27 protein-coding genes are annotated in these 23967 nt (G+C 65.1%); 20 read left to right on the top strand and 7 right to left on the bottom strand.

Annotation, left to right across the window (positions count from 1 at the left end; translation table 11 throughout):
* Positions 1 to 619 precede the first annotated feature (619 nt).
* Entirely contained in the window at positions 620 to 1165 is a 546-nt protein-coding gene (locus tag QRN52_RS15905; RefSeq protein WP_284754180.1) for an AMIN-like domain-containing (lipo)protein, read from the top strand.
* 62 nt (positions 1166 to 1227) lie between these two features.
* Here the strand turns inward: QRN52_RS15905 and QRN52_RS15910 are convergent, their stop codons facing one another.
* The 5 genes from QRN52_RS15910 to QRN52_RS15930 form a co-directional block, all read right to left on the bottom strand.
* Positions 1228 to 2793 (bottom strand): APC family permease, encoded by a 1566-nt coding sequence (locus tag QRN52_RS15910; protein ID WP_284754181.1) that lies wholly within the window; start codon positions 2791 to 2793, stop codon positions 1228 to 1230.
* A gap of 400 nt (positions 2794 to 3193) precedes the next feature.
* Complete coding sequence (locus tag QRN52_RS15915) at positions 3194 to 3580, bottom strand: flagellar assembly protein FliW (protein ID WP_284754183.1); 387 nt, start codon at positions 3578 to 3580, stop codon at positions 3194 to 3196.
* A complete protein-coding gene (gene flgL, locus QRN52_RS15920; protein ID WP_284754185.1) occupies positions 3577 to 4464 on the bottom strand; it encodes a flagellar hook-associated protein FlgL in 888 nt (295 codons plus the stop codon). Before flgL ends, QRN52_RS15915 begins: the two co-directional genes overlap by 4 nt.
* A 3-nt stretch (positions 4465 to 4467) precedes the next feature.
* Positions 4468 to 5907 carry a flagellar hook-associated protein FlgK gene (flgK, locus tag QRN52_RS15925; protein ID WP_284754187.1) on the bottom strand — a complete coding sequence of 480 codons (1440 nt, stop codon included), beginning with the start codon at positions 5905 to 5907 and terminating at the stop codon, positions 4468 to 4470.
* A 75-nt stretch (positions 5908 to 5982) separates the two neighbouring features.
* Entirely contained in the window at positions 5983 to 6483 is a 501-nt protein-coding gene (locus tag QRN52_RS15930) for a flagellar protein FlgN (protein ID WP_284754189.1), read from the bottom strand.
* A 264-nt stretch (positions 6484 to 6747) separates the two neighbouring features.
* Here QRN52_RS15930 and QRN52_RS15935 point away from each other — a divergent pair, with 264 nt between their 5' ends.
* From QRN52_RS15935 to QRN52_RS16010, 16 genes are all read left to right on the top strand, one after another.
* Positions 6748 to 7620 carry a flagellin N-terminal helical domain-containing protein gene (locus tag QRN52_RS15935; RefSeq protein WP_284754190.1) on the top strand — a complete coding sequence of 291 codons (873 nt, stop codon included), beginning with the start codon at positions 6748 to 6750 and terminating at the stop codon, positions 7618 to 7620.
* Between the two features lie 114 nt (positions 7621 to 7734).
* Positions 7735 to 9138 carry a flagellar filament capping protein FliD gene (gene fliD, locus QRN52_RS15940; protein WP_284754191.1) on the top strand — a complete coding sequence of 468 codons (1404 nt, stop codon included), beginning with the start codon at positions 7735 to 7737 and terminating at the stop codon, positions 9136 to 9138.
* 3 nt (positions 9139 to 9141) lie between these two features.
* A complete protein-coding gene (gene fliS / locus QRN52_RS15945; protein ID WP_284754192.1) occupies positions 9142 to 9573 on the top strand; it encodes a flagellar export chaperone FliS in 432 nt (143 codons plus the stop codon).
* Positions 9563 to 9853: a hypothetical protein gene (locus QRN52_RS15950; protein WP_284754193.1), complete on the top strand. Its 291-nt coding sequence runs from the start codon at positions 9563 to 9565 to the stop codon at positions 9851 to 9853. The genes fliS and QRN52_RS15950 overlap by 11 nt, the downstream gene beginning before the upstream one ends.
* A 136-nt stretch (positions 9854 to 9989) precedes the next feature.
* Positions 9990 to 10331 carry a flagellar basal body rod protein FlgB gene (locus QRN52_RS15955; protein WP_284754194.1) on the top strand — a complete coding sequence of 114 codons (342 nt, stop codon included), beginning with the start codon at positions 9990 to 9992 and terminating at the stop codon, positions 10329 to 10331.
* Positions 10331 to 10723 (top strand): flagellar basal body rod protein FlgC, encoded by a 393-nt coding sequence (locus tag QRN52_RS15960; RefSeq protein ID WP_284754195.1) that lies wholly within the window; start codon positions 10331 to 10333, stop codon positions 10721 to 10723. Before QRN52_RS15955 ends, QRN52_RS15960 begins: the two co-directional genes overlap by 1 nt.
* A complete protein-coding gene (fliE, locus tag QRN52_RS15965; protein WP_284754196.1) occupies positions 10723 to 11061 on the top strand; it encodes a flagellar hook-basal body complex protein FliE in 339 nt (112 codons plus the stop codon). The genes QRN52_RS15960 and fliE overlap by 1 nt, the downstream gene beginning before the upstream one ends.
* Positions 11061 to 12695 carry a flagellar basal-body MS-ring/collar protein FliF gene (gene fliF / locus QRN52_RS15970; protein ID WP_284754197.1) on the top strand — a complete coding sequence of 545 codons (1635 nt, stop codon included), beginning with the start codon at positions 11061 to 11063 and terminating at the stop codon, positions 12693 to 12695. The genes fliE and fliF overlap by 1 nt, the downstream gene beginning before the upstream one ends.
* Entirely contained in the window at positions 12692 to 13720 is a 1029-nt protein-coding gene (gene fliG / locus QRN52_RS15975) for a flagellar motor switch protein FliG (protein ID WP_284754198.1), read from the top strand. The genes fliF and fliG overlap by 4 nt, the downstream gene beginning before the upstream one ends.
* Complete coding sequence (locus QRN52_RS15980; protein WP_284754199.1) at positions 13710 to 14324, top strand: FliH/SctL family protein; 615 nt, start codon at positions 13710 to 13712, stop codon at positions 14322 to 14324. Before fliG ends, QRN52_RS15980 begins: the two co-directional genes overlap by 11 nt.
* Entirely contained in the window at positions 14321 to 15652 is a 1332-nt protein-coding gene (locus QRN52_RS15985; protein ID WP_284754200.1) for a FliI/YscN family ATPase, read from the top strand. Before QRN52_RS15980 ends, QRN52_RS15985 begins: the two co-directional genes overlap by 4 nt.
* A complete protein-coding gene (gene fliJ / locus QRN52_RS15990) occupies positions 15649 to 16074 on the top strand; it encodes a flagellar export protein FliJ (RefSeq protein ID WP_284754202.1) in 426 nt (141 codons plus the stop codon). Before QRN52_RS15985 ends, fliJ begins: the two co-directional genes overlap by 4 nt.
* Positions 16050 to 16682 carry a C40 family peptidase gene (locus QRN52_RS15995; protein ID WP_284754203.1) on the top strand — a complete coding sequence of 211 codons (633 nt, stop codon included), beginning with the start codon at positions 16050 to 16052 and terminating at the stop codon, positions 16680 to 16682. The genes fliJ and QRN52_RS15995 overlap by 25 nt, the downstream gene beginning before the upstream one ends.
* The gene (locus QRN52_RS16000; protein WP_284754204.1) at positions 16682 to 17974 is read left to right on the top strand and encodes a flagellar hook-length control protein FliK; all 1293 of its coding nucleotides are present in this window, start codon (positions 16682 to 16684) and stop codon (positions 17972 to 17974) included. The genes QRN52_RS15995 and QRN52_RS16000 overlap by 1 nt, the downstream gene beginning before the upstream one ends.
* Before the next feature lie 16 nt (positions 17975 to 17990).
* Positions 17991 to 18428 carry a flagellar hook assembly protein FlgD gene (locus QRN52_RS16005; protein WP_284754205.1) on the top strand — a complete coding sequence of 146 codons (438 nt, stop codon included), beginning with the start codon at positions 17991 to 17993 and terminating at the stop codon, positions 18426 to 18428.
* A 39-nt stretch (positions 18429 to 18467) separates the two neighbouring features.
* Positions 18468 to 19640, top strand: coding sequence for a flagellar hook protein FlgE (locus QRN52_RS16010; protein WP_284754206.1), 1173 nt, complete (start codon positions 18468 to 18470; stop codon positions 19638 to 19640).
* Between the two features lie 76 nt (positions 19641 to 19716).
* On the opposite strand, the gene QRN52_RS16015 is transcribed toward QRN52_RS16010, so the two are convergent.
* A complete protein-coding gene (locus tag QRN52_RS16015) occupies positions 19717 to 20568 on the bottom strand; it encodes a S8/S53 family peptidase (protein WP_284754208.1) in 852 nt (283 codons plus the stop codon).
* Positions 20569 to 20674: 106 nt separating this feature from the next.
* Positions 20675 to 21343: a TetR/AcrR family transcriptional regulator gene (locus tag QRN52_RS16020; RefSeq protein WP_284754210.1), complete on the bottom strand. Its 669-nt coding sequence runs from the start codon at positions 21341 to 21343 to the stop codon at positions 20675 to 20677.
* Between the two features lie 143 nt (positions 21344 to 21486).
* On the opposite strand from QRN52_RS16020, the gene QRN52_RS16025 reads away from it, so the two are divergent.
* From QRN52_RS16025 to QRN52_RS16035, 3 genes are all read left to right on the top strand, one after another.
* Positions 21487 to 22533, top strand: coding sequence for an NAD(P)-dependent alcohol dehydrogenase (locus QRN52_RS16025; RefSeq protein ID WP_284754211.1), 1047 nt, complete (start codon positions 21487 to 21489; stop codon positions 22531 to 22533).
* 123 nt (positions 22534 to 22656) lie between these two features.
* A complete protein-coding gene (locus QRN52_RS16030; protein ID WP_284754212.1) occupies positions 22657 to 23520 on the top strand; it encodes an MFS transporter in 864 nt (287 codons plus the stop codon).
* Positions 23521 to 23535: 15 nt separating this feature from the next.
* A complete protein-coding gene (locus QRN52_RS16035; protein ID WP_284754214.1) occupies positions 23536 to 23946 on the top strand; it encodes a (R)-mandelonitrile lyase in 411 nt (136 codons plus the stop codon).
* The last annotated feature ends 21 nt before the right edge of the window (positions 23947 to 23967 follow it).

Raw genomic sequence — 23967 nt, forward strand, 5'->3', positions numbered from 1 at the left:
CTTTCGGCGCCTGGCCGAAGCGATTTCACGGCGTCGATCAGATCCCGCACCCGGAAGCCCGGCCCAGCGACGCCCGGCCCAGCAGCCCCAGGGACCGCGCCGCCCGACGGCGCGCCCGCTCCGATCAGCTGGGTTCCCCGATTTCCTGCCATAACCAAAGCATTTCAGGGACCTACGACATTATTAGGCCGAAAAGACCCGTCCAATCGAAAGAACTTAGGAAAAATTTGAGCAACTACCGCGGACAGGCCATCGGTAGGGAGCAGTCGAACCGGCGGAACCATCGCCACAACACCGCCACCGACACCCGGACCACGCCCACGCACGCCGACGAAGACGCCTATTGCACGGCCTCTTTGGTTGTGCGCACCTGCACGGCGCGAGCCGCAGACGAGGCACCGCTCCGGCGTCGTTATCCGTGATAACGAACAGAGGCGCGAAACCGCGCTGAAACCCCGGAAAACCGCGGAAACCTGGCCGCTGAATCACGTCCCCGTGACCCTTCGCGAGGTTCATTAACAGTTGGGCGCCGAAGCGGATACGAAGCTCCTGAACGGCCCCTGACGCTCTTACGCTTGAGGTATCGGATCGCTCAAGTATTCAAGGGGAGTGGGCCAAAGTGAGAAGGTTTTACGCTTGGTTGGCGGCGTTGGCAGTGGCCGCCGGGCTTGGTCTCGTGGCTCCGGGGGCGGCGTCCGCGGCCCCGTATTGCGGAATCGTCTGGGGATCGTTGGCGAAGTCCAACCCGGCGCTAACCCAGGCGCAAGTGGTCAATGTCAGGACGGGCCAGCAACCCTGCTTTGACCGTCTGGTAATCGACCTGAACGGCGCCGTTGCCGGCTATTCAATCCGCTACGTTCCACAAGTACTGCACGACGGCTCGGGGCTTCCCGTCGAGCTGAGGGGCAATGCGTTCCTGCAAGTCACGATTAACGCCCCCGCGTACAACTCCAGCGGCAATGCCACGTACAACCCGGCCGACAAGAACGAACTGACGAATGTCTCGGACTACAAGACCTTCCGGGAGGTGGCCTTCGCGGGCAGCTTTGAGGGATACACCAGCCTTGGCCTGGGTGTCCGCGCCCGGCTCCCCTTCAGGGTCTTCACGCTGGCCGGTCCGGGAACGGGATCGCGGCTGGTGATCGACGTCGCGCACATGTGGTGACGCAACCACAACGGAAGCCCTGCTCCGGGTGATCCGGAACAGGGCTTCTGCCACGCTGAGGCTTACTCGGGTACTACGAGGGCCGGCGTGTCCTTGCGGAGGGTTTCGCCGCGGAAGAAGCCGGGCCTGACGCGGGCCATGATCACCATGACCACCGCGCCGAGGACCAGAATGCCCACTCCGATGATGAAAACGAGGCCGACGCCGAAGATCTCGGAACCGCTGCCGAAGTCCGGCGACCAGCTGTCCACTGCCGTCTGGATGAAGACCAGCGTCAGAACTACGCCGCCGATCACCGGGAAGAGCAGGCGCATTAAGAAGTTGCGGACGCTGCTGAACACGCTGTGCCGGAAGTACCAAGCGCAGGCAAAAGCGGTCATTCCGTAGTAGAAGCAGATCATCAAGCCCAGGGCCAGGATGGTGTCGTTGAGGACGTTCTCGCTGACCACCTTCATGATGGCGTAGAACCCGCCGGAGATCGCGCCGGCAACGATGGTGGCGTATCCCGGGGAACCGAAGCGCTTGCTCACGGTGGAGAACTTCTGCGGCAGGGCGCCGTAGTGACCCATGGCGAGAAGGCTTCGGGCGGGGGAGGCCATGGTGGACTGCAGGGATGACGCAGTGCCCGCGAGTACAGCCAGGGACATCAGGATGGCCAAAGGACCCATGACAGGTGAAGCCAGTGCAGCGAAGATGTTCGACTGGTTGTCCGGGTTGTTCAACCCGATCCCATCGCCGCCAATACCGGCAACCATCATGGTGGCCACGATCACCGCGACGTAGAGTCCCAACACGGCAATCGCCGTGGTGGTGCCGGCCTTGCCGGCGGTACCCTTGCCGCCCTTGGTCTCCTCATTGACCGTCAGGCAAACGTCCCAGCCCCAGTAGACGAAGACCGCCAGGGACATGCCTGCAGCGAACTGCTCGAAGCTGCTGATCTTCGTGGGGTCGAACCAGTCCCAGCTAAAGGCAATGGCCGTGGGAGTGTCGCCGGAGGAAGCATGGGTGAGGGCCATGACAACGAAGACGCCCAACACCACAACCTGGAACCCGACCATGGCGTACTGCACCAGTTTGGTGGCGTGCAGGCCCCGGTAGCTGACCCAGACGGCCAGTGCCACGAAAGCCAGGCACGTGGCGATGTTCAAAGCCTTGTTGGAGGTGAGGTCGGCTAGATCGGGATTGCCGAAAACCTGGGCGAGGAACAGGTAGAAGAAGTCCACCGCGACGCCTGCCAAGTTGGACAGGACGATGATGTTCGCCGCCAGCAGACCCCAGCCGCCCATCCAGCCGATGAACGGGCCGAATGCCTTGGTGGCCCACGTGAAGGTGGTGCCGCTGTCGGGGGAGTCTGCGTTGAGCTCCCGGTAGGCGAACGCCACGAGGATCATCGGGATGAAGGCGACGATGAAGATCGCAGGCAACTGCAGGCCCACCGCGTTGACCGCCGGGCCCAGTGAGCTGGTCAGGCTGTAGGCGGGTGCCACGGAGGAAATACCAAGGACGACGACGGCGAGGAGCCCCAGCTGCCCCGTCTTGAGTCCTTTGCCGCTAATGCCGTGTTCGGTGCCGGCCGGATCGTGGGCCTCCACGGTTTTCCTGGCGCTTGGGCGGGTTATTTGAGTCATGTGCTTGGCTCTTTCTAGATGGGCCGAAGGTTGTTGCTGGGTGATGCAGTGAAAGCCGTCTGTGGGGTCATCGAAGCTGATGGCGGGCGGCGGAGGTTGGGGCGCCCGGGTAGGTGGTGCAGATCATGACGGCTGTTCTCCGGTGAGACGGGAGTCACTAAATGAATGACGTTCATTTAGTATGGACGGGGAGACGCCCTGACGCAAGTGGTTTGACCAAACAATTTTGGTTCGGAGTGGATGATCTGAGCGAGCGTCTGCCGGAAACGGCCCAAAAGTGAGCGAGCGTCTGCCGGAAGGGGCCTAAAAGTGAGCGAGCGTCGGGGTCTTAACAGGTCGGGGTCTTAGCAGGTCTGCGTCTCAGGGTCGGTGGGGTCAATGAAAGGGGAGCGGGTGCTGCCTAGGCGCCCAGTTCGGCCCGCAGGGGGTATTCCTTGCTGTCCAGGAGAAGCTGCGTGCAGCGTCCGGTTTCCGGGTTCAGCACGATGGGGGCCGCGAGATTGACCGTGGTCTTTTCCGGGCTTGGGTTGACTACCACCAAGGTGGTTGCCAGCTCGGCCCGGTCCAGGCCGAGATCGTCCAGGGTTCTGCGGGGGATGGTTGGCGCATAGCCCGGAACATAAACGGCGGCCTCGGCCAGGAACATCCGGATGCGCTGGCTTGCCGACTCCATCGCGTAGAGCCCGGGGGCGCCGTTGATTCCCCGCAAGACGAAGCCGCCTGAGGCTTCAAGCCCCGGCATGGGCGCGGTGAAGCTCAACTCCCGGGAAGCCTGGGCCGTGCTCATTTGAGGAAATCCATCAGCGTTGGCTGGAGCGTCTTGGCGGTGACTGCGAGCGCAACCTGGTAGTTGGTTTCCTGCAGCTTCAAGTCCATGACGACCTTTCCTATGTCGGCGTCTTCAATTCCCGAGCGCTGAACCTCAAGTGAGGCCTTCAGCCCGTCCACGGAGCTCTGCGCGCTCGTCAGCTTGGTCTGCCGCGCTCCGACGTCTGCCCGCCCACTGATGACTGTTTTGATGCTGTCGCTGAGCGCCGTCAAACGGCTGCTGACGTCCGCGCCGGAGCGGATGTCAGCGACGACGTTGCTCACCAAAGCGAAGACCGAGCTACCGCCGCTCCCGAAGATCGCGCCGCCGTCGGCGTCTACGCGCACCGTTTGGCTCGCATCGACGCGCCGCTCCACCGTACTGCCTGGCGTTCCATTGAAGAGGGGTGGCGTGGCATTGCTGAAGGCGCCAGCCGAGTCGGAGCTTCCCGCGAAGACATTGCGGCCGAGGTACTGCGTGTTCGCCTGGGCGAGGAGGTCCTTGTTGAGGCCCTCGATTTCGACGGCGATCGCCTCCTTGGCGGAGCTGTTCAGGGAACCGTTGCCAGCCTGAACGGTAAGGTCACGGACCCGGTTGAGGATGTTCGTGGCCTGGCCGAGGGCTGAATCGGCGGTGGTCAGCCAGCCGTTGCCGTCGTTGATGTTGTTCGAATACTGTCCGGCGGCGCTGATCTGTCCCCGCACAGCCAAGGCATTCGCCAGCCCCGCTGGGTCGTCTGAGGGCCGGGTGATGTTTGTAAGGTTGCTGGCCTTGTCCTGCAATGCGGCGAGCTTGGCCTGGCCTGCCTGAAGGTTCAGTTGCGCGGCGGCGGACATCGTCTGGGTGGTGACTCTGTTCAGCATGGCTTACCTTCCCACCAATCCGGTGTGATTGATCAGGACGTCGAGGGCCTCGTCCACCGCGGTCATTGCGCGGGCGGCCGCCTGGTATGCGTGTTGGTTGGTGAGGAGGCTGATGTTTTCCTCGTCGAGGCTCACGGAGGCTCCTGAGGAACGCTGCCCGACGGCGGCAGTGCTCGCCGCGTCGGCGAGCTGCTGGTGCTGTTGTGCCGAGCGCGAAGCCGTGCCGATTCCTGTGACGATTCCGGACCAAAGAACGTCGGGGGAAGCCTGCCCGGTGCCGATTTGGGCCACTGCGTCCGCGATTTTGCCGTCGAGGGCGCCGGAGCCGGGGCTGCCGGTGGCGATTCCTGCGGCGCTCGTCGGGACAACGCAGAGGGACAATGCAGCCGGGGCGCCGGGACTGGTCGTGAAGAAGTCGAGATTGGTGGCACCGGTGGTGGACTGACCGGTGCGGTGGACGGCGTTGACGTCGTCCATGAGTTTGCTCGCGAACGCGTTGTAAGACGCGGCGGCTTCGGCGATCGCCCCGCCGGTGCCTCCCCCTGCGGCCGGGGCGAGGAGCGAGACCGCGCCGGCGAGCTTTCCGCCGTCGAGGGGTACCGCCACGCCGGGGCGGTCCGCCCATTCCAACTGGACCGGCCCCGCCAACGGCAATGTCGAACCGGGCGGGCTCATGGTTGTTTGGCCCGCCAGAGCGAGGTCGCGGTGCGAGGTGCCGGAGACGATTGCGTTGCCTCCGACGAAAACATCCACCGTGCCGTCGGCGTTGTCCCGGACGGCGCCCCCGGCCAAGGACGAGATGGTCTCGGTCACCTGGTTGCGGGCGTCGATGAGCTCGTTGGCGGAGCCCCCCGAGGCCATCACGGACCGGATGGTCGCGTTGAAGTTGGCCACGCGGGCGGCGGCATCGTTCAGGGTGGCGACGGTGCTTTGGGCTTCGCCGCGGACGCGCGTCCACTGCGCGTCCAAGGCCTTGTAGCCTGTCGAAACAGTATTGGCGAGGGTTGTACCTGCCTGAAGCAGCACGCCGGCGGGCGCAGACTCTCCCGGGTTGTTGGAGATACCTTGCCAGGAGGACCAGAAATTCTGCAGCGCCGTGGATATCCCGGCGGGCCCGGGCTCGTTCAGCGAGCCTTCGAGCTGCTGGAGCTCGGTGGAGCGGTATCCGGCGTAGCCGGCCTGGGCGGCACTGGAACGAACCCCGGCGTCGAGGAAGCTGTTCCCCAAACGGGCGATTCCATCCACGGACACGCCCTGGCCTGCTTGGACCCCCGCTCCGACAAGGCCCGTCCGGACCGGCGCGCTGAGGGCCGATTGTTCGATGCGTTGCCTTGTGTAGCCGTCCGTGCCGGCGTTGGCGATGTTCTGCCCGGCCACGTTGATGCCCTGCTGCGCTGCGGTCAGGCCCAAGTAGGCCGTATTGAGTCCGCCGAATGTGCTCACTGCTGTGTCCTTTGGGTGATCCGGGCCTTTGCTTGCCCGGCCGTTGGTTGTCCGTCTACGTTTGATGAGTTTCGGTCAGAACTGCTGGTCGAAAAGGCGGGACGGGGTTGAGTCTGCATTCTTGCCCTGGGAACCCGTCCGGCCGTGGGAGTCGTAGGTCCCGGCCGCCGGCTTCAGATCCGCCATGGTCTCCTGGGTGGAACGGACGGCAGCGCGGAGGAACTGCTCGTTGGAATCACGCAGCTCCTTGATGGCGGCGGTCTGATGCTGCATCGCGTTCAGGTGCGAGGAAAGGACATCTGCCCAGGCCTCTTCCGGGGCGGACGCGGCCAGCTCGCCCAGTGAAGACTCGGCAGGCAGGCCCCATTGTTCTGCCACGGCAGCCACTTCCACCGCCCTCGCGAGCCCGGCCTTGGACAGGTGTTCCAGGACTTGTTCCACTTCCCGCGTGCCATGCGGCAACCATCGGGATTTGCCCGCGGTGAGGAGCAGCTGCTCTTCCTCCAGCTTGAATGTCAGCAGATCCAATAGCTCACGTTCTCGCCACAGCAGGGCCGACAGTTCATGGATGGCCATGTCGGGTCAACTCCAGTTCCGGGTTGGTTTCTCGGGTGCGTTGCCGCGAGAAGGCACTTTCCCCTGTGCCTTCGCCGCGCCAATGACAACTATCGGCCGCCGCGGCCCGTGCGTTAGATCAAGCGACGTGCGGTGGATTTTGTTGGCCGCGGCAAATTTTCCCTGCGGCTTTTTCTAACCAAAGGCCTGCTTGTTCCGATAACCAGAAGTGACAGGCCACGGACGGCCTGGAGTACCAGCAGACCCAATCACGGAGGAAACACCATGGGCATGGCAATCAACAACAACCTGATGGCTAACAACGCATACCGCAACCTGAGCAACACCCAGAACGAAGTATCCAGTTCGATGGAGAAGCTCTCCAGCGGCCTGCGCATCAACCGGGCAGCTGACGACGCAGCCGGACTGGCGATCTCCGAGGGCCTCAAGTCCCAGGTTTCCGGTTCCGCCGTTGCGGCCCGTAACGCCCAGGACGGCATCTCGGTCATCCAGACCACTGAAGGCGCCTTGACTGAAGTCACCTCGATCCTGCAGCGCATGCGTGACCTGGCCGTCCAGGGCTCGTCCGACACGAACAACGCCGATGCGCGCACCGCTATCAAGACCGAAGGCGACTCGCTCGGCCAGGAGCTCGACCGCCTGACCAAGGGCACGAACTTCAACGGCATCGACCTGCTCAAGGGTGCCGCCGGAGCCGGCGTTTCCGCCACCTCCACCCCGGGCTCCCTTGACATCCAGGTGGGCACCGGCGGCACCGCAAACGACAAGATCTCCGTCAAGGTCGGCGACGTGACTACGGCTGTCGGGGCGCTCTCCAGCTCAACCACCGCTGCGGACTTCCTGGTGGACACGTCCGCCAACGCGCAGACCACGATCACCAAGATCGACACCGCCATCAAGAACATCTCCACCCAGCGCGCGGGCCTCGGCGCCACCCAGAACCGCCTGCAGCACGCGATCAACACCCTGAATGTGTCCGGTGAGAACCTGCAGGCCGCTCAGTCCCGCATCACCGACACTGACATGGCCCAGGAAATGGTCAAGTTCACCAAGGCCAACATCCTGCAGCAGGCCGGTACGGCCATGCTGGCCCAGGCCAACCAGTCCGGCCAGGGTGTCCTCAAGCTCCTCGGCTAAACCCGGAACCGCCTGGCGGATCCATCATCGCCGGTGGCGGTCAGCTCGGGTCCTATACCTGTCTGGCCGCCATCGGCCGTTAGCGCAGCAGCATAACTTTGGAAGGAACCCTCCGTGGGAACATCGATTGACGGCCTCGCCAGCGGCCTGAACACCACCTCGATGATCGACGCGCAGATGGCAGTGGAAGCGCTGCCCCAGCAGCAGTTGCAGTCCAAGGTCACCGCCGACCAGTCGATGATCAACGCGCTGAACAGCCTCAACACCCGTCTGACAGTGTTGGACTCCCTGGCCACCTCCATCTCGGCGCCCGGCGCGAGCAATCTGTTCACGGCCACCACCAACAACCCGGCCATCACGGCCAAGGCCTCCACCACGGCGACCACGGGTTCGATCGACGTGACCGTGACCCAGTTGTCGAGCACCAAGATCGGTGTGACCGAAGCTCTCACCACCTGGCCCACCGACGCGTCCGGCAACCCGGCACATCTGACTCTCGTCGACAAGACTGGCAAGGCCACCGAAGTCACTCCGGCTTCCACGAGCCTTGACGATGTAGTCAAGGCCGTGAATGCCGCCGGCGGGGGAGCGAACGCGGTGAAGGTCCCTGCCGGCAACGGCACTTACCGCCTGCAATTGACCTCCACCACGGGCGGCGCGGCCGGCGACTTCCAGGCATATCAGGGCACCGCTGCCGATGTAACTGCCGGGACCGCAGCAGACCTGTTTGCCGCACCAACAGCTGCCATCGTCAAGCCAGCCGCGGACGCCCAGGCCATCCTCTATGCCGGCACCGCCGCGCAACAGACCATCACCTCCTCCAGCAACACGTTCAGCGAGGTCCTTCCCGGCGTCGCGGTGACCGCCACGGCCGTGAGCTCCTCGCCGGTGACCGTCACAGTCGCAAGCGACACACCTGGGATTACAAAAAAGGCCAGCGATCTGGTCTCCTCCGTCAACGATCTCTTGGGCTACATCGCGAGCAGCAGCGCGGTGAGTACGACGACGAGCACCGCCGGCGTCGCCAGCGCCAAGGGCGGCATCTTCACCGGTAACAGTTCCGTCCGGGCTGTCAGCGATGCCGTCACCGAAGCGGTGGTGGCCCCCGTGAACGGCAAGTCGCCCTCCGAATACGGCATCGTCATCGAAAAGGACGGCACCTTCACTTTCGACAGTGACAAGTTCGCATCGGCGATGGCAGCCGACCCGGCCGGAACCCAGTCGGCCCTGTCGCAGATCGCCACGAGGGTTGCCTCGGCCGCGACGAACGCCTCGGACCCGGTGAGCGGCTCCGTGCCGCAGCTGATCAAGGGGCAGCAGTCCGAAGTGACCGATCTGACCTCCCAGATCGCCGACTGGGACGTCCGGCTCGCGGACCGCCGAGCTTCCCTCAAAGCTGTCTACACCAACATGGAAGTCCTGCTCGGTGGCCTCAAGTCCCAGGCGTCGTGGCTCACCGGCCAGCTCTCCGCCCTCTCCAACTCATCCTCGTCCTCCTCGTCGTCGTCAGGAAACTAAACCGTGACAGCCACCGCCCTCTGGGCCAGCCAGCTCAGCAAGTACAACAAAGACGCGATTCTCTCGGCTCCGCCGGCACGGCTCCTCACCATGCTGTACGACCGCCTCCTCCTGGACCTGAACCGTGCCCAATTCGCCCAGGAGAACGCCAATTGGGGCGTCGCCAGCGAAAACCTCCTGCATGCGCAGTCGATCGTCACGGAGTTGTCCTCCACGCTGAAGACAGATGCTTGGGATGGCGCGCCCGGACTGCTGAGCATCTATCAGTACTCGATGGAAGCGATGATCGGGGCCAACATCTACCGCGACGTCAACCGGACCAAGGAATGCATTGCGCTGCTGGAACCGCTTCGGCAAGGCTGGCATGACGCCTCTTCGCAGCTGCCTGCCCAGGGCGGGACCGCAAGTACGAACGGCACGCTCGGTGTCGGCTGACCCGGTACGGGAATGGTCGGACATCCTCGACCGGTTTGAAGGCGACATTGCCTTGGCTGTCTCCGGTGGCGAACCCGGGCCATGGAGTCCTCCCGCCGGGGCCGGCTCGCTTCCGGAGGGGCTGGCCGACCGGGCTCGGCGGATCCTTGACGCGCAGTTGGAATCCATGGCCATGCTCGGCAAGGTACGCAGCGACGCCCTCGCCCATTTGGACGCCCTCAGCACAGTCCCTGGAAGCCGGAATTCCCCGCGTCCGTTGATCCTCGACGTCCAAGGCTGAAGCGAAAGTACCGAAAACAATCCCTGAATCGGCTAACGAATCGCCGACGCGTGCCGATGGTGGAAGTTGAGCAGGGATTGCTCGATGCACGGCCACGGATCGGCCTCTTCATATCTATTCGCGAAGGCAGGCCGTCGTGTTCGAGTCAGTGACTTCTGTTGCCCTTGGTAGCGCCTTGGACGCGCTCACACTGCGCCAGAACACCATCGCCAACAACATCGCGAATATCAATACCCCGAACTACCATGCCAAAAGGGTCCAGTTCGAAGACGCCCTCGCGGCTTCGGTGAGCGCCGGGAATGGTTACGCTGCACCCACGGTGTCAACGTCCCAGGAACCCACCCAGCTCAACGGCAACAACGTGAACCTGGACACCGAGACCCTCTCCAACGTGAACACTGTGCTGCGGTACCAGTTCGCGGCCCGGGCCGTCGGAGACGAATTCACCGCGATCCGCACGGCCTTGAGGACCAGCTGATGACCTTCGATGCGATCGGGATTGCCGGTTCCGCCCTGACTGTCCACCGCAAATGGCTCGATGCCGTCTCGGACAACCTGGCCAACATCAACGACGTGTCCCGCACCAGCGGCAAGGCTTTCCAAGCCCGCTACGTCGAAGCCGCCGAGGGCGGCGACGGAAACGGCGTGTACGTCAAGAGCACCCCCCAAGGCAGCGCAACCGGCAGGCTCGTGTACCAACCGGACCATCCGCTGGCTGACGCCCAGGGCTATGTCCGTTACCCGGACATCGACCTCTCCGAACAGATGGGTGCCCTGATTGTGGCGCAACGCGGCTACCAGGCCAACGCCCAAGTGGTTGACCGCGCCCGTGAGACGTACCAGGCAGCGCTCGAGATAGGAAAATCCTGATGGCTTTGGACCCGATCGGCGCAATTCAAGGTGGCGGAGGACTTTCGGTGCAAGGCGTCAGCGGCACCGGCTACCTAGGCACAAACAACGTAAGCGGAGCCGCCGGAACATCGGACGGCAATGGCTTTGCGACCGCTCTGACCGGTGCCGTGGACAACCTCCAGTCCCTGCAATCGGCGTCGAACCAGCTGGCAGTGTCCGCGGTGACGGGCAACCTTGACGACATCCACAAGGCGACGATCGCTGCCACGCGCGCCCAGATCACCATGGAGCTTGTCTCCACGGTACGGAACAAGGGCGTTGACGCGTTCAACGAGATCATGAGGATGCAGGCCTGATGCCTCCACAGATTGCCGCCTTCTTCCGCAAGATGGGCGATGGATTCAAGGGATTCACGGCCGGGCAGCGCACCATCGCCATCATCGGCATCGCCGTCCTGGTGCTCGGCGGGGTGGCCCTGTCAGCATGGTTGGGCAAGCCGTCCTACTCGCCGCTGTTCTCCGGACTGAAGGACACGGACGCCAACGGGATCGTGGAGCAGCTGCGTAAGGACAACGTCCCGTACGAGCTCAGCAACGGCGGTTCCACCATCCTAGTTCCCGACGACAAGGTCAACGACGAACGGCTGAAAGCGGCCGCAGCGGGCCTTCCTGCGGCCGCAGCCACGGGCTATTCACTGCTCGACAAGCTCGGCGTGACCTCCTCCGAGTTCCAGCAGTCGGTGACGTACAAGCGCGCGCTCGAGGGCGAACTCGCCACCACCATCCAGGCCATGGACGGAGTGAAGACAGCAGCCGTGCAGCTCGCCATTCCCGCCGAAACAGTGTTCGTGGACAAGGCTCCGGACGCCACGGCATCCGTGTTCGTGGAAACGCAGCCGGGTATCACCCTGTCTGCCGATAAGGTCCAGGCGATCGTGCACTTGACGTCCGCCGCGATCGAAAACCTGAAGCCAACTAACGTGACCGTGGTGGATTCCCAAGGCAACGTCCTCTCCACAGTGGGAGGGGGAGCCGCCGGGTCCTCGTCCAAGCAAGCCGCCGACTACCAACAGCGCACCTCCGATTCGGTGAAGGCTGTCCTGGACAGGGTAGTGGGACCGGGCAACGCCACCGTAGCCGTCGCGGCCGACGTGACCGCGGAGTCCGCGCAGCAGCGCAGCGAGACGTTCTCCACGGCCAAGGACGCCGCTCCGCTGAGCGAGACCACCAAGACCGAGAAGTACACGGGAACCGGCGGCGGCGCCTCCGGCGTCCTTGGCCCGGACAACATTGCCGTGCCGGGCGGCACCAACGGTAACGGAACGTTCGACTCCAGCGACACCACCAAGAACAACGCCGTCAACAAGGTCACGGAAGACCGCACCATTCCGCAAGGAGCCGTGAAACGCCAGACTATCTCCGTCGCCATCAACCAGGCCGCGGCGGCCGGACTCAACGTCAACTCCGTCAAGGCCCTCGTCACTTCCGCGGCAGGCGTCGATCCCACCCGCGGCGACGTGGTGACGGTCGAAGTGCTGCCCTTCAGTACTTCGGCCGCAGACGCAGCGGCCCAGGCATTGGGCGCGGCCAAAGCACAAGCCGACGCCAAGCAGCAGTCGGATTTGATGAACACGCTCATCCTGGCGGGCAGCATACTGCTGGCAGTCGTAGCGCTGATTGTGCTCGTGCTGATCCTCTTGCGCCGCAGGCAGCGCCGCGAACCGGTTGACCTTGGCGAACGCCTTGACTACGAGATGCTGCCGCAAGCCGTCTCCACCCCGGCACTCGAAGGACCGCCAGCCACCTCGGCGATCGAACTGCCGCCTGCACATCCGGTTCCGGCGTTGCCGATGCCTGCCTTGCCTATACCCGGCGCCGAAGCGCTCGACGGCGAGCGGCGGCTGGCCCAGATTGAAGCCATGGTTGCAGAGAACCCGGCCCGGACCGCCGACTACCTGCGCGGGCTCATGGATGAAAGGCAAGCGGTATGAGGGCAGGGGAGTTGGAAGCAGGCGTCCTGACCGGCCCGCAGAAGGTGGCCGTGGTGCTGATGCAGATGAGCCCTGCCAGCGCCGCCTCCGTCATGACCCAGTTCTCCGAGTCCGAGGCCGAGGACGTCGCCGCCGAGATCGTGCGCTTGCGCCGCGTCTCCCCATCAGTGGCGGACCACGTCATGACCGAGTTCCACGACCTTGCAGTCAGCGGACGCCGCACGGCCCGCGGGGGCCAGGAATTCGCCGTCGGGCTCCTGGAAGCGTCCTTCGGTGCGGACAAAGCGGCCGGTTTCATGGACCGTCTCGCGTCCACGATGGCCGGGAAGTCCTTCGAATTCCTGGAAATGATGGATTCGGGGCAGCTACTGGCCCTGATCGACGGCGAGATGCCGCAGACCATTGCCTTGATCCTGGCGCATTTGCGGCCGGGCAAGGCTTCCGCGGTCATGGCCGGCTTGGGCGATGTGCAGCGGAGCGAGGTGGCCCGTTGCATCGCCACGATGGGGATGGCTTCGCCGGAGGCCGTGGGCATCGTGGCCGAGACCCTCAAGGTTCGTGCCGGAGCCGTCATGTCGCAAAGGAAGTCGAGCGAGATTGTCGGCGGCATCCAGCCTCTCGTTGACATCATCAACCGCTCCGACGTCAACACCGAGCGCTCCGTCCTGGAAGGCTTGGAAACCCTGGATCCGGAGCTGGCCACGGAAGTGCGCGCCCGGATGCTGACTTTCGTGGACATCGTGAAATTGGAACGGCGCGACATCCAGCAGATCCTTCGTGGCGTCAATGCCGAAGTGCTCGCTGTCGCCATGAAGGGTGCCCCTGCCGCAGTGCTCGAGGCCGTGCGCACCAACGTGTCCGGGCGCAACCTCGAAATCCTGGAAGCCGAGATGGCTTCCGCCGGACCGGTGCGCGCCTCCCAGGTTGAAGAGGCCCGGGCCGAGATTGTCCGTTCCATCCGTGAGTTGGAAGCCGAAGGCGCCATCGTGGTCCGGCGCGGCGAAGAAGACGACTATGTCTACTGAGGCTGAGCTCCAGAGGGTGGTCTTCCCGGACATCCAGCCGGCCTCGAGGTTACGCAAGGAGGACCGGGGGTACACCCAAGGACACGCGGCAGGTTACGCGGCCGGGATCCAGGCCGCGGCCGTGGAACAACGCCTTCTGCGCGAACAGTTTCAAGCCGAACACCGCGCAATGCTCGACGCCGGGCGCCTGGCAGTGGCGCAAGCTGTCCGCGTGCTCGAAGCGGCCGCCGCCGCATCCCGGCAGCGCAGCGGCGCTGTATTGGAGGAAGCGCAGGATGTGTTGGCCGCGAGCGCGATAGAACTTGCCGAAGCCACCCTGGGCTACGAACTCAACGACGGCGGGAATACCGCCCGCGCCGCGATGGCCCGCGCCCTCAGCACCGCGTCCGGCGCGGAAACCGTGACTTCCGTCCGGCTCCACCCGGCGGACCTGGCCGCGCTGGACGCCGTCGACCTCGGGAACATAGCCGGCGTCGAACTCAAGGCCGATCCCACCTTGAACCCGGGCGATGCGATCGCGGAATATCCGCAGGGCTGGCTCGACTCCCGGCTCGGCACCGCTTTGGACAGGGCCAAAGCAGCGCTGCTGGGGAACGACGCATGAGCACTACGGGATACCGGCCGCACGCAAGGCGCTTCCGCGCAGCCCTCGCCGCCGCGGCACCGCAGCGCGTGGGCACCGTGACGTCCGTGCTCGGCCTTGGACTGGAGGTCTCCGGGCTGGACTGCGCGGTGGGAGACCTGGTGACCGTGGGCGAGGCTCCGGGGCTCGACGCCGAAGTGGTCGCCTCGGTCAGTGGCGTGGTGCGCTGCATGCCGCTGGGACGGTTGACCGGAGTGGCCGCGGGTGACCCGGCACGCTCCAAGGGCGCTCCGATCCTGGTCCCCACCGGCCGTGGCCTCTTCGGGCGGGTACTCGATGGGCTCGGGCGTCCGATCGACGGCAAAGGCCCGTTGCCCGCCAGTCCCATGGTCCCTTTGGACAACGAAGCGCCGCCGGCCATGCACCGCGCCCGGGTTGACACTCCGCTGCAGACCGGCGTCCGCGTCCTGGACACCATGGCAACGCTCGGCCGCGGCCAGCGCATGGGGTTGTTCGCGGGCTCGGGGGTCGGCAAGTCCTCGTTGCTGTCCATGATCGCCCGGGGCACGGACGCCGAAGTATCCGTGATTGCTTTGGTGGGGGAGCGCGGACGTGAAGTGCGCGAGTTCCTGGAAGACGACCTCGGGCCTGAAGGCCTGGCTCGTTCCGTGGTGGTTGTGGCGACGTCCGACGAGCCTGCCCTGATGCGCATGCGCGCCGCCGTCACGGCTACCCGGATTGCCGAATCGTTCCGCGAAGCCGGCCAGGACGTGGTCCTCATGATGGATTCGCTGACGCGCGTGGCCATGGCCCAGCGCGAAATCGGCCTGTCCGCCGGTGAGCCGCCGGCTACCCGCGGCTACCCGCCGTCGACCTTTTCCGTGCTGGCCCGGCTCCTGGAACGCGCCGGCACCGCCGAAACCGGATCCGTGACCGGTATCTACACCGTGCTGGTGGACGGCGACGACCACAACGAACCGATCGCCGACGCCGCCCGCTCGATCCTCGACGGACACGTGGTCCTGGACCGGAAGCTCGCCGTCACGGGGCATTTTCCCTCGGTGGACGTGCTTGGTTCCGTGTCTCGTGTGGCCTCCAAGGTCAACTCCGGCGATCGCACGGCGCTCGCGGCCTCCTTGCGCAGGGTCCTCGCCGCGCGGCGCAGCGCCCAGGACCTGATCGACGTCGGCGCCTACCACCGCGGCAGCAATCCCTTGGTGGACGCGGCACTGGACCACGAAGCCGCCATCAACGGGTTCCTGCAGCAAAGCATGGACGAATCCACTCCCTACAGCGAGTCCTGGCCGGAACTCTTACGCCTCTCAGCAAGCCTCGAAGGAGCCGCGTGAACCGTCAATTCTCCCTGGCCGGGCTGTTGCGCCTGCGCCAGGCGCAGCAGGACGCCGCCGCCAGTGAACTGGCCCGCGCCAACTCCCGGTCCGCATCCTTGCGATCCCGGCGGGCTGCAGCCCGCGAGGAACTGGCCGAGTCCGCCGGAGGTGCTGGAAGCTCCGCTTCGCTCCTGGCCATCGCCGCGGCCCGTGCTTCCGCGCAGAGCATGTTGGCCGAGCTTGACGCCCTGGCCGCTAGTGCGGAGGCTGAAGCCGCCGAGGCCCGCGCGGAATACACCGAAGCCAAACGCCGCGCGGTAGGGCTCGAGAAGCTCGAAACCCGCCACGGTGCCGCGTTCGAGGCTTCCGCGCTCCGTGCCGAGCAAGGCGTTCTGGACGAAATAGCGTCTTCCGCGTGGCATCGGAAGGCCACCTCGTGAGCATGACCGAGGCCATCGGGCGCATCCAGAGCATCGAGTCGATGTTGCAGCAACTAAGCCAGGGGGTCCGTCCGCAGGCATCTTCCGCGAGCACCACCGCTTCCACCGGGACCCCGGACCCCTCCGGGGGCGCGGCTAGTTCCACGGACTCGGCGTCCTTCGCGCAAGCGTTGAGCTCCGCCGTCGGGGGCTCGGGCGCGCTTTCGGGTGTCAGTAAAGGCATGGCTACCGGCGCTGTGACGGGCGATGCCGTGGTGGCCGACGCCAAGAAATACGTGGGTGTGCCCTATGTTTGGGGCGGCACCAACCCGGCGGTGGGCATGGATTGCTCCGGCTTCGTGCAGCGCGTCTTCAAGGATCTCGGCGTCGACCTGCCGCGCGTCGTCAGCGACCAGATGCGGCAAGGCACTCCCGTGGCGTCCTTGGCCCAGGCCAAGCCCGGCGACCTGCTGGTCAGTTTCGGCGGCGAACACATTTCCATCTACCTCGGCAACGGCAAAGCGATCGACGCGCCCGTCCCCGGCCAGACCATCCAGATCCGCGATGCGTGGGAACAGCAGTCCAATCTGACCGCCATCCGCCGGATTGTCCCCGCGGGAGGCTCGTGATGCAGTTGCCTTCCGCCGGTGTGGCTGCTCCGCGTCCGGTTGTTCCCGGATCTTCGCCTGTGCCGCAGCCCGGCGCCGCCGCCGGCTTTGAGGCCGTGATGAACGGCCTGCTGGCGTCCGGCTCGAAGACCTCCGACGGGACCGCACAACAGGCGCCCGACGGCGGCGCTCAGGAAAAGCCCGCCGACGACGGTTCCGGGACGACCGCCCGAGCCGCCAAACCGGAAGCGTCGAAGGGCGCCAAGGACACGGTTGATGCGGCGGGTTCGCCTGGTGCGCCAGGCGCTGTTGTTGCGGGTGGGGCCGCTGTTGCGGGCGGACTCGCGATGGCCGTTGTCGCTCCGGGGACCGCTGCTCCGCAGGCGAGCAGGTCGGGCATTGCTGTACTGGTCATGGACGGTACGGTACCGGCCAAAGCGATTGCAGGAACGTCGGCAGCGGCAAGCCTTGTCGGTGGGATGTCCGCCCCCACTGTGCCGGTAGCGCCGCCGCTCGGGAGCCCTGGCCAAAGTCCAACCCAGCCTGGTTCGGCCCCGAGCAACCCGCTGCCCGCCGGCCCGCAGCCTGCTGGCACCCTGCCGCCCAGCCCTATCCCCGGTAACTCGTCGCTTACCAACCCGCTGCCCGCCAACCCCGAACCCGGGGTCAGCATGGCCGCAGTCCCGGCACGCGAGTCGGGCACCGCCGTCGTACTTCCCGTGGGGAAACCCGCGACGCAGCAGGACACGCAGGCCGCCGCGGCACCCGGGCTTCCCACGGGGATTCAGGCAGGAATTCCGGTGATGGGGCAGCCAGCGTCGCCACTCCAGCAGGCCTCTTCGACAGCCGTCCCAGGCATGGTGACGCCCACGTTCCAATCAGATCCGGCGAAACTGTTGCCTCAAGTGTCCGGACCGTTGTTCTCCCTTGCCTCGGCGGCGCCTGGCTCGCACGTGATGACCTTGAAGCTGTCGCCGGAAAACCTCGGTCCGCTGACCGTCCGGGCCCATATCGAAGGCGCAGGGGTCCGGATCGAATTATTCGCCCCCGGGGAAGCCGGCCGCGAGGCAGTGCGCAGCATCCTGCCGGAACTGCGGCGCGGACTCGGCGAATCGGGTTTCGGCGCGAGCCTCGACCTCTCCGAACACAACGCTCCGGCCGACGCCGGCGCGGGCGGCTCGGACCCCGGGGAGCGTCGCCCGGCGGAGAGCCCGGCCTTCCCACGGAGCAGCGACGGCGACACGGTTCGCCTGCCGCGGACCGCCGTCGTACTTCCCCGAAGCATTACCAGCAGCCTGGACATTCTCGTCTGATGAAGGAGAGCCAATAGTGACCATCCAAGCCATCGCGGCAAGCAGCGGAGTCCAGTCTGGAACCACCGCTGGAACTACCGCGGCCAAACCCGCGCAGACCATGGACTCGAGCATGTTCATGTCCCTCCTGGTGACTCAACTTAAGAACCAGGACCCGAGCGCCCCCATGGACACCAACCAGATGATGAGCCAGACCGTGCAGCTGTCCATGATGGAGAAAATGACGGAGCTCACCGCCGACGCCAAAGAGAGCTTTTCCCTGCAGATGCGCAGTGCCGCGGCACAGATCATCGGGCACAACGTCAGCTATGCGCTCGCGGACGGGACAAAGGGCTCCGGCGTCGCGAGTTCGGTTTCCTTTGCGGCCGGAACCCCCACTGTGGCGGTCGGGGGAGTGAACGTTCCGCTCGATTCGATCAGCGGGATGACCGCCGCCGCCACTCCAACCGCCTGACTCAAGCCTCCCTAAACCACCCCGAAGAAAGGCAACACCATGCTTCGTTCGCTGTACTCCGGAATCTCCGGCCTCCGTGCCCACCAGGCCATGCTGGACGTCACGGGAAACAACATCGCCAACGTGAACACGGCCGGCTTCAAGGCTTCCTCAACCCAGTTCCAGGACACACTCTCGCAGATGACCCAAGGCGCCGGCGCCCCGCAGGCTGAAACCGGTGGCACCAACCCCGCCCAGATCGGCCTGGGCGTGCGCGTGGCGGGAATCAGCACCAACTTCAGCCAGGGTTCATCGCAGAACACCGGGCGAGCCACCGACATGATGATCTCCGGCGACGGGTTCTTCATCACCAGCAAGGCCGGCCAGCAGCTTTACACCCGCGCCGGCGCCTTCGACATGGACGCGGCCGGCCGTCTCGTGAGCCCCGACGGCGGCATCCTGCAGGGCTGGTCCACCGCCAACGGTGCGGTGAACCAGGGAGGTCCCGTTGGCCCGATCGCCCTGTCGCCCAACACAACGGCCGCAGCTGTCGCCACCACCAAGGCCTCGCTCGACGGGAACCTGCCGTCCGATGCGGCCGCGGGGACCAGCGTGGAGCGCCAGCTCAAGGTGTACGACGCCGACGGCGCCTCCCGCAGCCTGAACTTGACGTTCAGCCGGTCCGCGGCTGGCTGGGATGTGGCCGGGGCAGATGCCAACGGCGCCACAGGCAACTCGACGCTCACGTTCGCGAACGGTGCGCTGACCTCGGGCGGTGCCATGACGGTCGGCGGCATCACAGTGGACATGTCCACTGTTACCGGCTTCGCGGCCATGAGCACACTTACAGTCGGCAGCCAGAACGGATCCGAGGCAGGAAAGCTGGAGTCCTTCACCCTCGGCGGCGACGGCTCGCTCATCGGCTCGTTCAGCAACGGTGCCAAGCAGGTTCTGGCACGCGTTGCCCTCGCCCGCTTCACCAACCCCGGCGGCCTTGAGAAAGCCGGTAGCTCGACATACGTGGCCACCGCCAACTCCGGCACGGCCCAATTGGGCGCCCCCGGCGACGCAGGACTCGGTACCTTGACTGCGGGGGCCCTCGAAATGTCCAACGTGGACCTCTCCCAGGAATTCACCAACCTGATCGTGGCCCAGCGCGGCTTCCAGGCGAACGCCCGCATCATCACGACGTCGGACGAGGTCCTGCAGGAGCTGACGAACCTGAAGCACTAGTGACGCTGCCCGTTCACAGACAGAAGGGTGGCCGGCATCCTTGGACGCCGGCCACCCTTCAGGCAATTACTGCTTTTTAGAGTCCGGCGACCCCGTTCGGAGTGCCGACCCCCGTGGGCCCGTCCCATCCGGTGGCGGAGAGGCACCATTGGCTCGTGGAGCAAGTGCCCGTTGAACCCGAGGCAACGTCATTGAATGTCCCGGAGTTTGTGTACGGGAGAGAGTTGGCCAGCGCCGTGGAGCTGCCGGAGTTGCCGGAAAGCGCGTACATGGCCGCGATCAGGGGTGAGGAAAGGCTAGTGCCTCCGTACTGTGCCCATGACGAGGTGGTGCTGCTGCTCGGTGCGAACACCGCCAATCCGGTCTGCGGATCCGCGACGGCGGCGACGTCTGCAGAGGCGCGCTTGCCGCACCCCGTGCCGAAGTTGGCAGCCGCAGGCAACGCGGCATTGACACTTGAGCATCCGGATCCCGAGCCCGACCATGCGGACTCGCCCCACCCGCGTGTACTGGCGTTCTTGACCAACGATGTGCCTCCCACAGCGGTGACATAACTCGAGGAAGCGGGGTAGGACGAGCCGGAGTACCCGTTGTCACCGGTTGATGCTGTCACGGCGATGCCCGGGTGGTTGTAGTACGCGCCGTAGGTGGAGTCCGCCGAATCCCCGCCGCCGTAGCTGTTGGAAATCGCGACGACCCCTGGCTGTTTGGCGGCCGTTGCCACGGCTGTACCGAGATTGGTGAGGCTGGCTGTTGTCGCTTGCACAACGAGGATCTTGCAGTCCGGGCAGGCTGCCGAGACGGCGTCGACGTCGAGGGCGGTTTCGTCGGCCCAGCCGGAATTGAACCTGGGAAGCTTGTTGCCGCCGTTTTGGTTCATGATGGTGAGGCAGCCGTTGTTGACAGAACGGTCAACTTGGCGTGACAAGCTTCGCACCAAACGCCACTCTTGTCACCCACGTCACATCCACCCCCGCGGTCTCATGAGCCACCACGGATCGGAGATTCATCGTTGGATTACCGGGGGTTCCGGCTCACCTCATCGACCGGCTGAGGCCGTCAAGGATGAGGTTCAGCCCGAAGTCGAACTCATCCCCGAAGTCGTAGCCGGGTTTGAGGACGTGTTCGGTGGCGATCTCCATCATGTGGGGATATTGCCCGGTCGAAAAACGCTCAACGATCGGCGCTGTGACCTCGGAGGCGGTGTCCCGGCCGTCAAAGGGCAGTGCGGCTTCCTGGAGCGCGAATCCGTAGATGTAACTGTCGAGCAGGGCATAGGCATGGGCTGTCATTTGAACGGAAAAACCTGCTGCTCGCAAAGTCGCCAGCGTCGCTTCGTGGTGGCGCAGGTTCGCTTCGCCTGGGGAAGAACGGCTTTCCAGCAGCCCTACCGCCCATGGATGGCGTTTGAGCGCGCTGCGCACCGCGTGGGCCCGCCGGTACATTTCCTCCCGCCAGTCGCCCGCGGGGGAGGGAGGCGCGATTTCGCTGAAGACCATGTCCACGATGCCGTCCAGGATCTCATCTTTATTGGCCACGTAGTAGTAGAGCGACATGGGCTTGGTTCCCATGCTCTGGGCGAGCGAGCGGATGGTCAGCGCTGCGATTCCCGACTCGTCAGCGAGATCCACGGCGCAGCCCAGCACCCTTTCGCGGCTCAGTGGAAGGCGCCGTTGGGGGAGGGGCTGTGCAGTATCCGGCATCGGGATTCCTCGGGCTCTAGTTAGTACAGCACTCGAGCGACTTAGTACAGCACTCTAGCGGTTTAGTACATTGTACGATAATCTTTTTAGTACAGCGTACGAAAAAGTCGTCACGCATCCAGATTGCTTGGAAAGGAACGGCCATGACCTATGGTCAGCAAGCTGCGGAGACTCTGATTTCGGCCGGCTCGCCCGCGCCGGAGATCACAATGCCGACCATGATGCGGGCCATCGTGCAGGAGGTTTATGGCTCAGCCGACGTCCTGCACCTGGAGCAGATCCCCAAGCCGAACATCGCCGAGAACGAGGTGCTGGTCCGGGTCCACGCTGCGGGCCTGGACCGTGGGACCTGGCATGTAACCCGGGGCCTGCCCTACGCACTGCGCCTGGCCTTCGGCGTCCGCGCCCCCAAAAACCCTGTACCGGGGCTGGACTTGGCCGGCACGGTCGTGATGGTCGGAGCGGCAGTGACCCGATTCGCCGTCGGGGACCAGGTCTTCGGGGTCGGAAAAGGCTCCTTCGCCGAGTATGCGGCGGCCCGCGAAAGCCAGCTCGCGCTCAAACCGGCGAACATCGGTTTCGAACAGGCCTCGGTGGTCCCGGTTTCCGCCTGCACTGCGCTGCAGGCCCTCCGCGCCGCGGGCCAGATAACGCCGGGACAGAAGGTGCTGATCCTTGGCGCCTCGGGTGGAGTGGGAAGCTACGCTGTTCAGCTCGCCAAAGCAGCCGGGGCCGAGGTCACGGGTGTTTGCAGTGCCGTCAAAATGGACCTGGTGCGCTCGCTCGGCGCCGATCACGTCCTCGACTACGCCAAGCAGGACTTCGCCGACGGCCCTGAACACTACGATCTGATCCTGGATATCGCCGGGAACCCTACCCTGGCACGCCTTCGCAAGGCGCTCACTCCTACCGGCACGGCCGTTATCACCGGCGGCGAAGAAGGCGGCTCCTGGACGGGCAGCATCGACAGGCAATTCCGGGCCCTGGCGCTGTCCCCATTCATCAGCCAGCGGTTCACCATGGTCATGGCCACGCAGGGCGCTGCAGACCTCGAACACCTGGCCGGGCTCATCCACGCCGGAGCCCTCACCCCGACCGTTGACCGCAGCTATCCGCTGGAGCAGGTTCCGGACGCCATGCGCTATTTCGACGCCGGCAAAGTGCGGGGAAAAGTCGCGATCACCATCTGAGAAGCCCGAGGCCACTGAAACAGGCACTGGCAGTACACGGTATAACAGGCACTCCCACGCGGACGCGGGGACTGGTTTTCTTGAATCAGTCCCCGTTTCCCAGCTTGGAAGGCCACCATGTCCGTGACTACCGTCAAATCCCTTCCGCAGGCCGTCGCCCGTCCGCGCGCATCTCTGGCGGTTGCCATGCTGGGATTCTTCGTGGTCGCCTTGGCTGCCGGACCGGTGCTCGGGGGCATCCTGACGCAACTGGACTGGAGGCTGATCTTCTTCGTCAATCTTCCGGTGGGAGTCGCCGCCCTACTCATACTCTCCCGTGTGGCTCCATCGCCGCGACGCCCGATGCCTTTTGACTGGCTGGGGCAGATTACGGCGGTCCTCACGCTGGCCAGCCTGGCGTACGGGGTCAACGAAGGCGCCGAGCTCGGCTACGGAAGCCCCCAAATCCTGTTGACGTTCGCCATATGTGTCGCATCGGCAGCAGTCTTCGTGGCCGCGCAAGCACGGGGCAAGCACCCGATGATCCCGCTCGACTTGTTCCGTTCACGCACCGTCTCGACAGCCCTGATCATCGCCGGGGTCACCATGGCGGCGTTCTACGGCGTGGTCTTCCTCCAGAGCCTTTATTTCCAACAGGAACGCGGCGCTACCGCCCTGGAGACCGGACTCCTGTTCCTGCCCATGACCGGGCTTGTTGCCCTCCTGAATCCCCTCGTGGCCAGGTTCGCGGACCGCTTCGGCCGCATCGTCGCGATCGTCGCGGGCCAACTGCTGATGGCCGCGGGGCTGGCGGGGACCGCCAGTGGCGCGGTCAACACCGCCCGGCAGCTCGGAGGCTCCCTCGGCGTCGCGATCTTCGGTGCCGCGCTCGCCGGTCAGGACTTCATGGCAGGGTTGCGCATCAGCCTCGGTACCACGGCCCTTCTCCTCCTCGTCCTTGTAGCGGTGGCCCTGCCGCTTCGGCACGCGAAACAATCACGGCACTAGCGAAAGGAAGCCACGATGAAACTCATACCCCCAACCCCCACGGCCAAAGCCCCGACGGAGAGGTTCACGGGAGACGTCTACCTCAACTCCCTCCACAACGGCGAGGCGCCCTCGCGCCTCGTGGCAGCCATGGTGCGTTTCACTCCCGGAGCCCGTACGAATTGGCATTCGCACCCCGTTGGCCAGACCCTGCACTGCACCGACGGCATCGGGTTCGTTGCCACCCGGGACGGCGGCGTGATCCTCATGCGCGCAGGAGACACGGTCCACACGCCGCCCGGCGAGGAACACTGGCACGGCGCCACCCAGGACAACATGATGTGCCACCTGGCTTTGGTGGAGCGCGACAACGGGGAGAGCGCCACGTGGCTTGAACCCGTCAGCGAGCAGGACTACCAAGCCGCGCACGCCCAAATCAGCCGATAACCCCCATCCAAGCGAAGGAAA

Source organism: Arthrobacter sp. efr-133-R2A-120, from assembly GCF_030209835.1.
Taxonomy (GTDB): Bacteria; Actinomycetota; Actinomycetes; order Actinomycetales; family Micrococcaceae; genus Arthrobacter.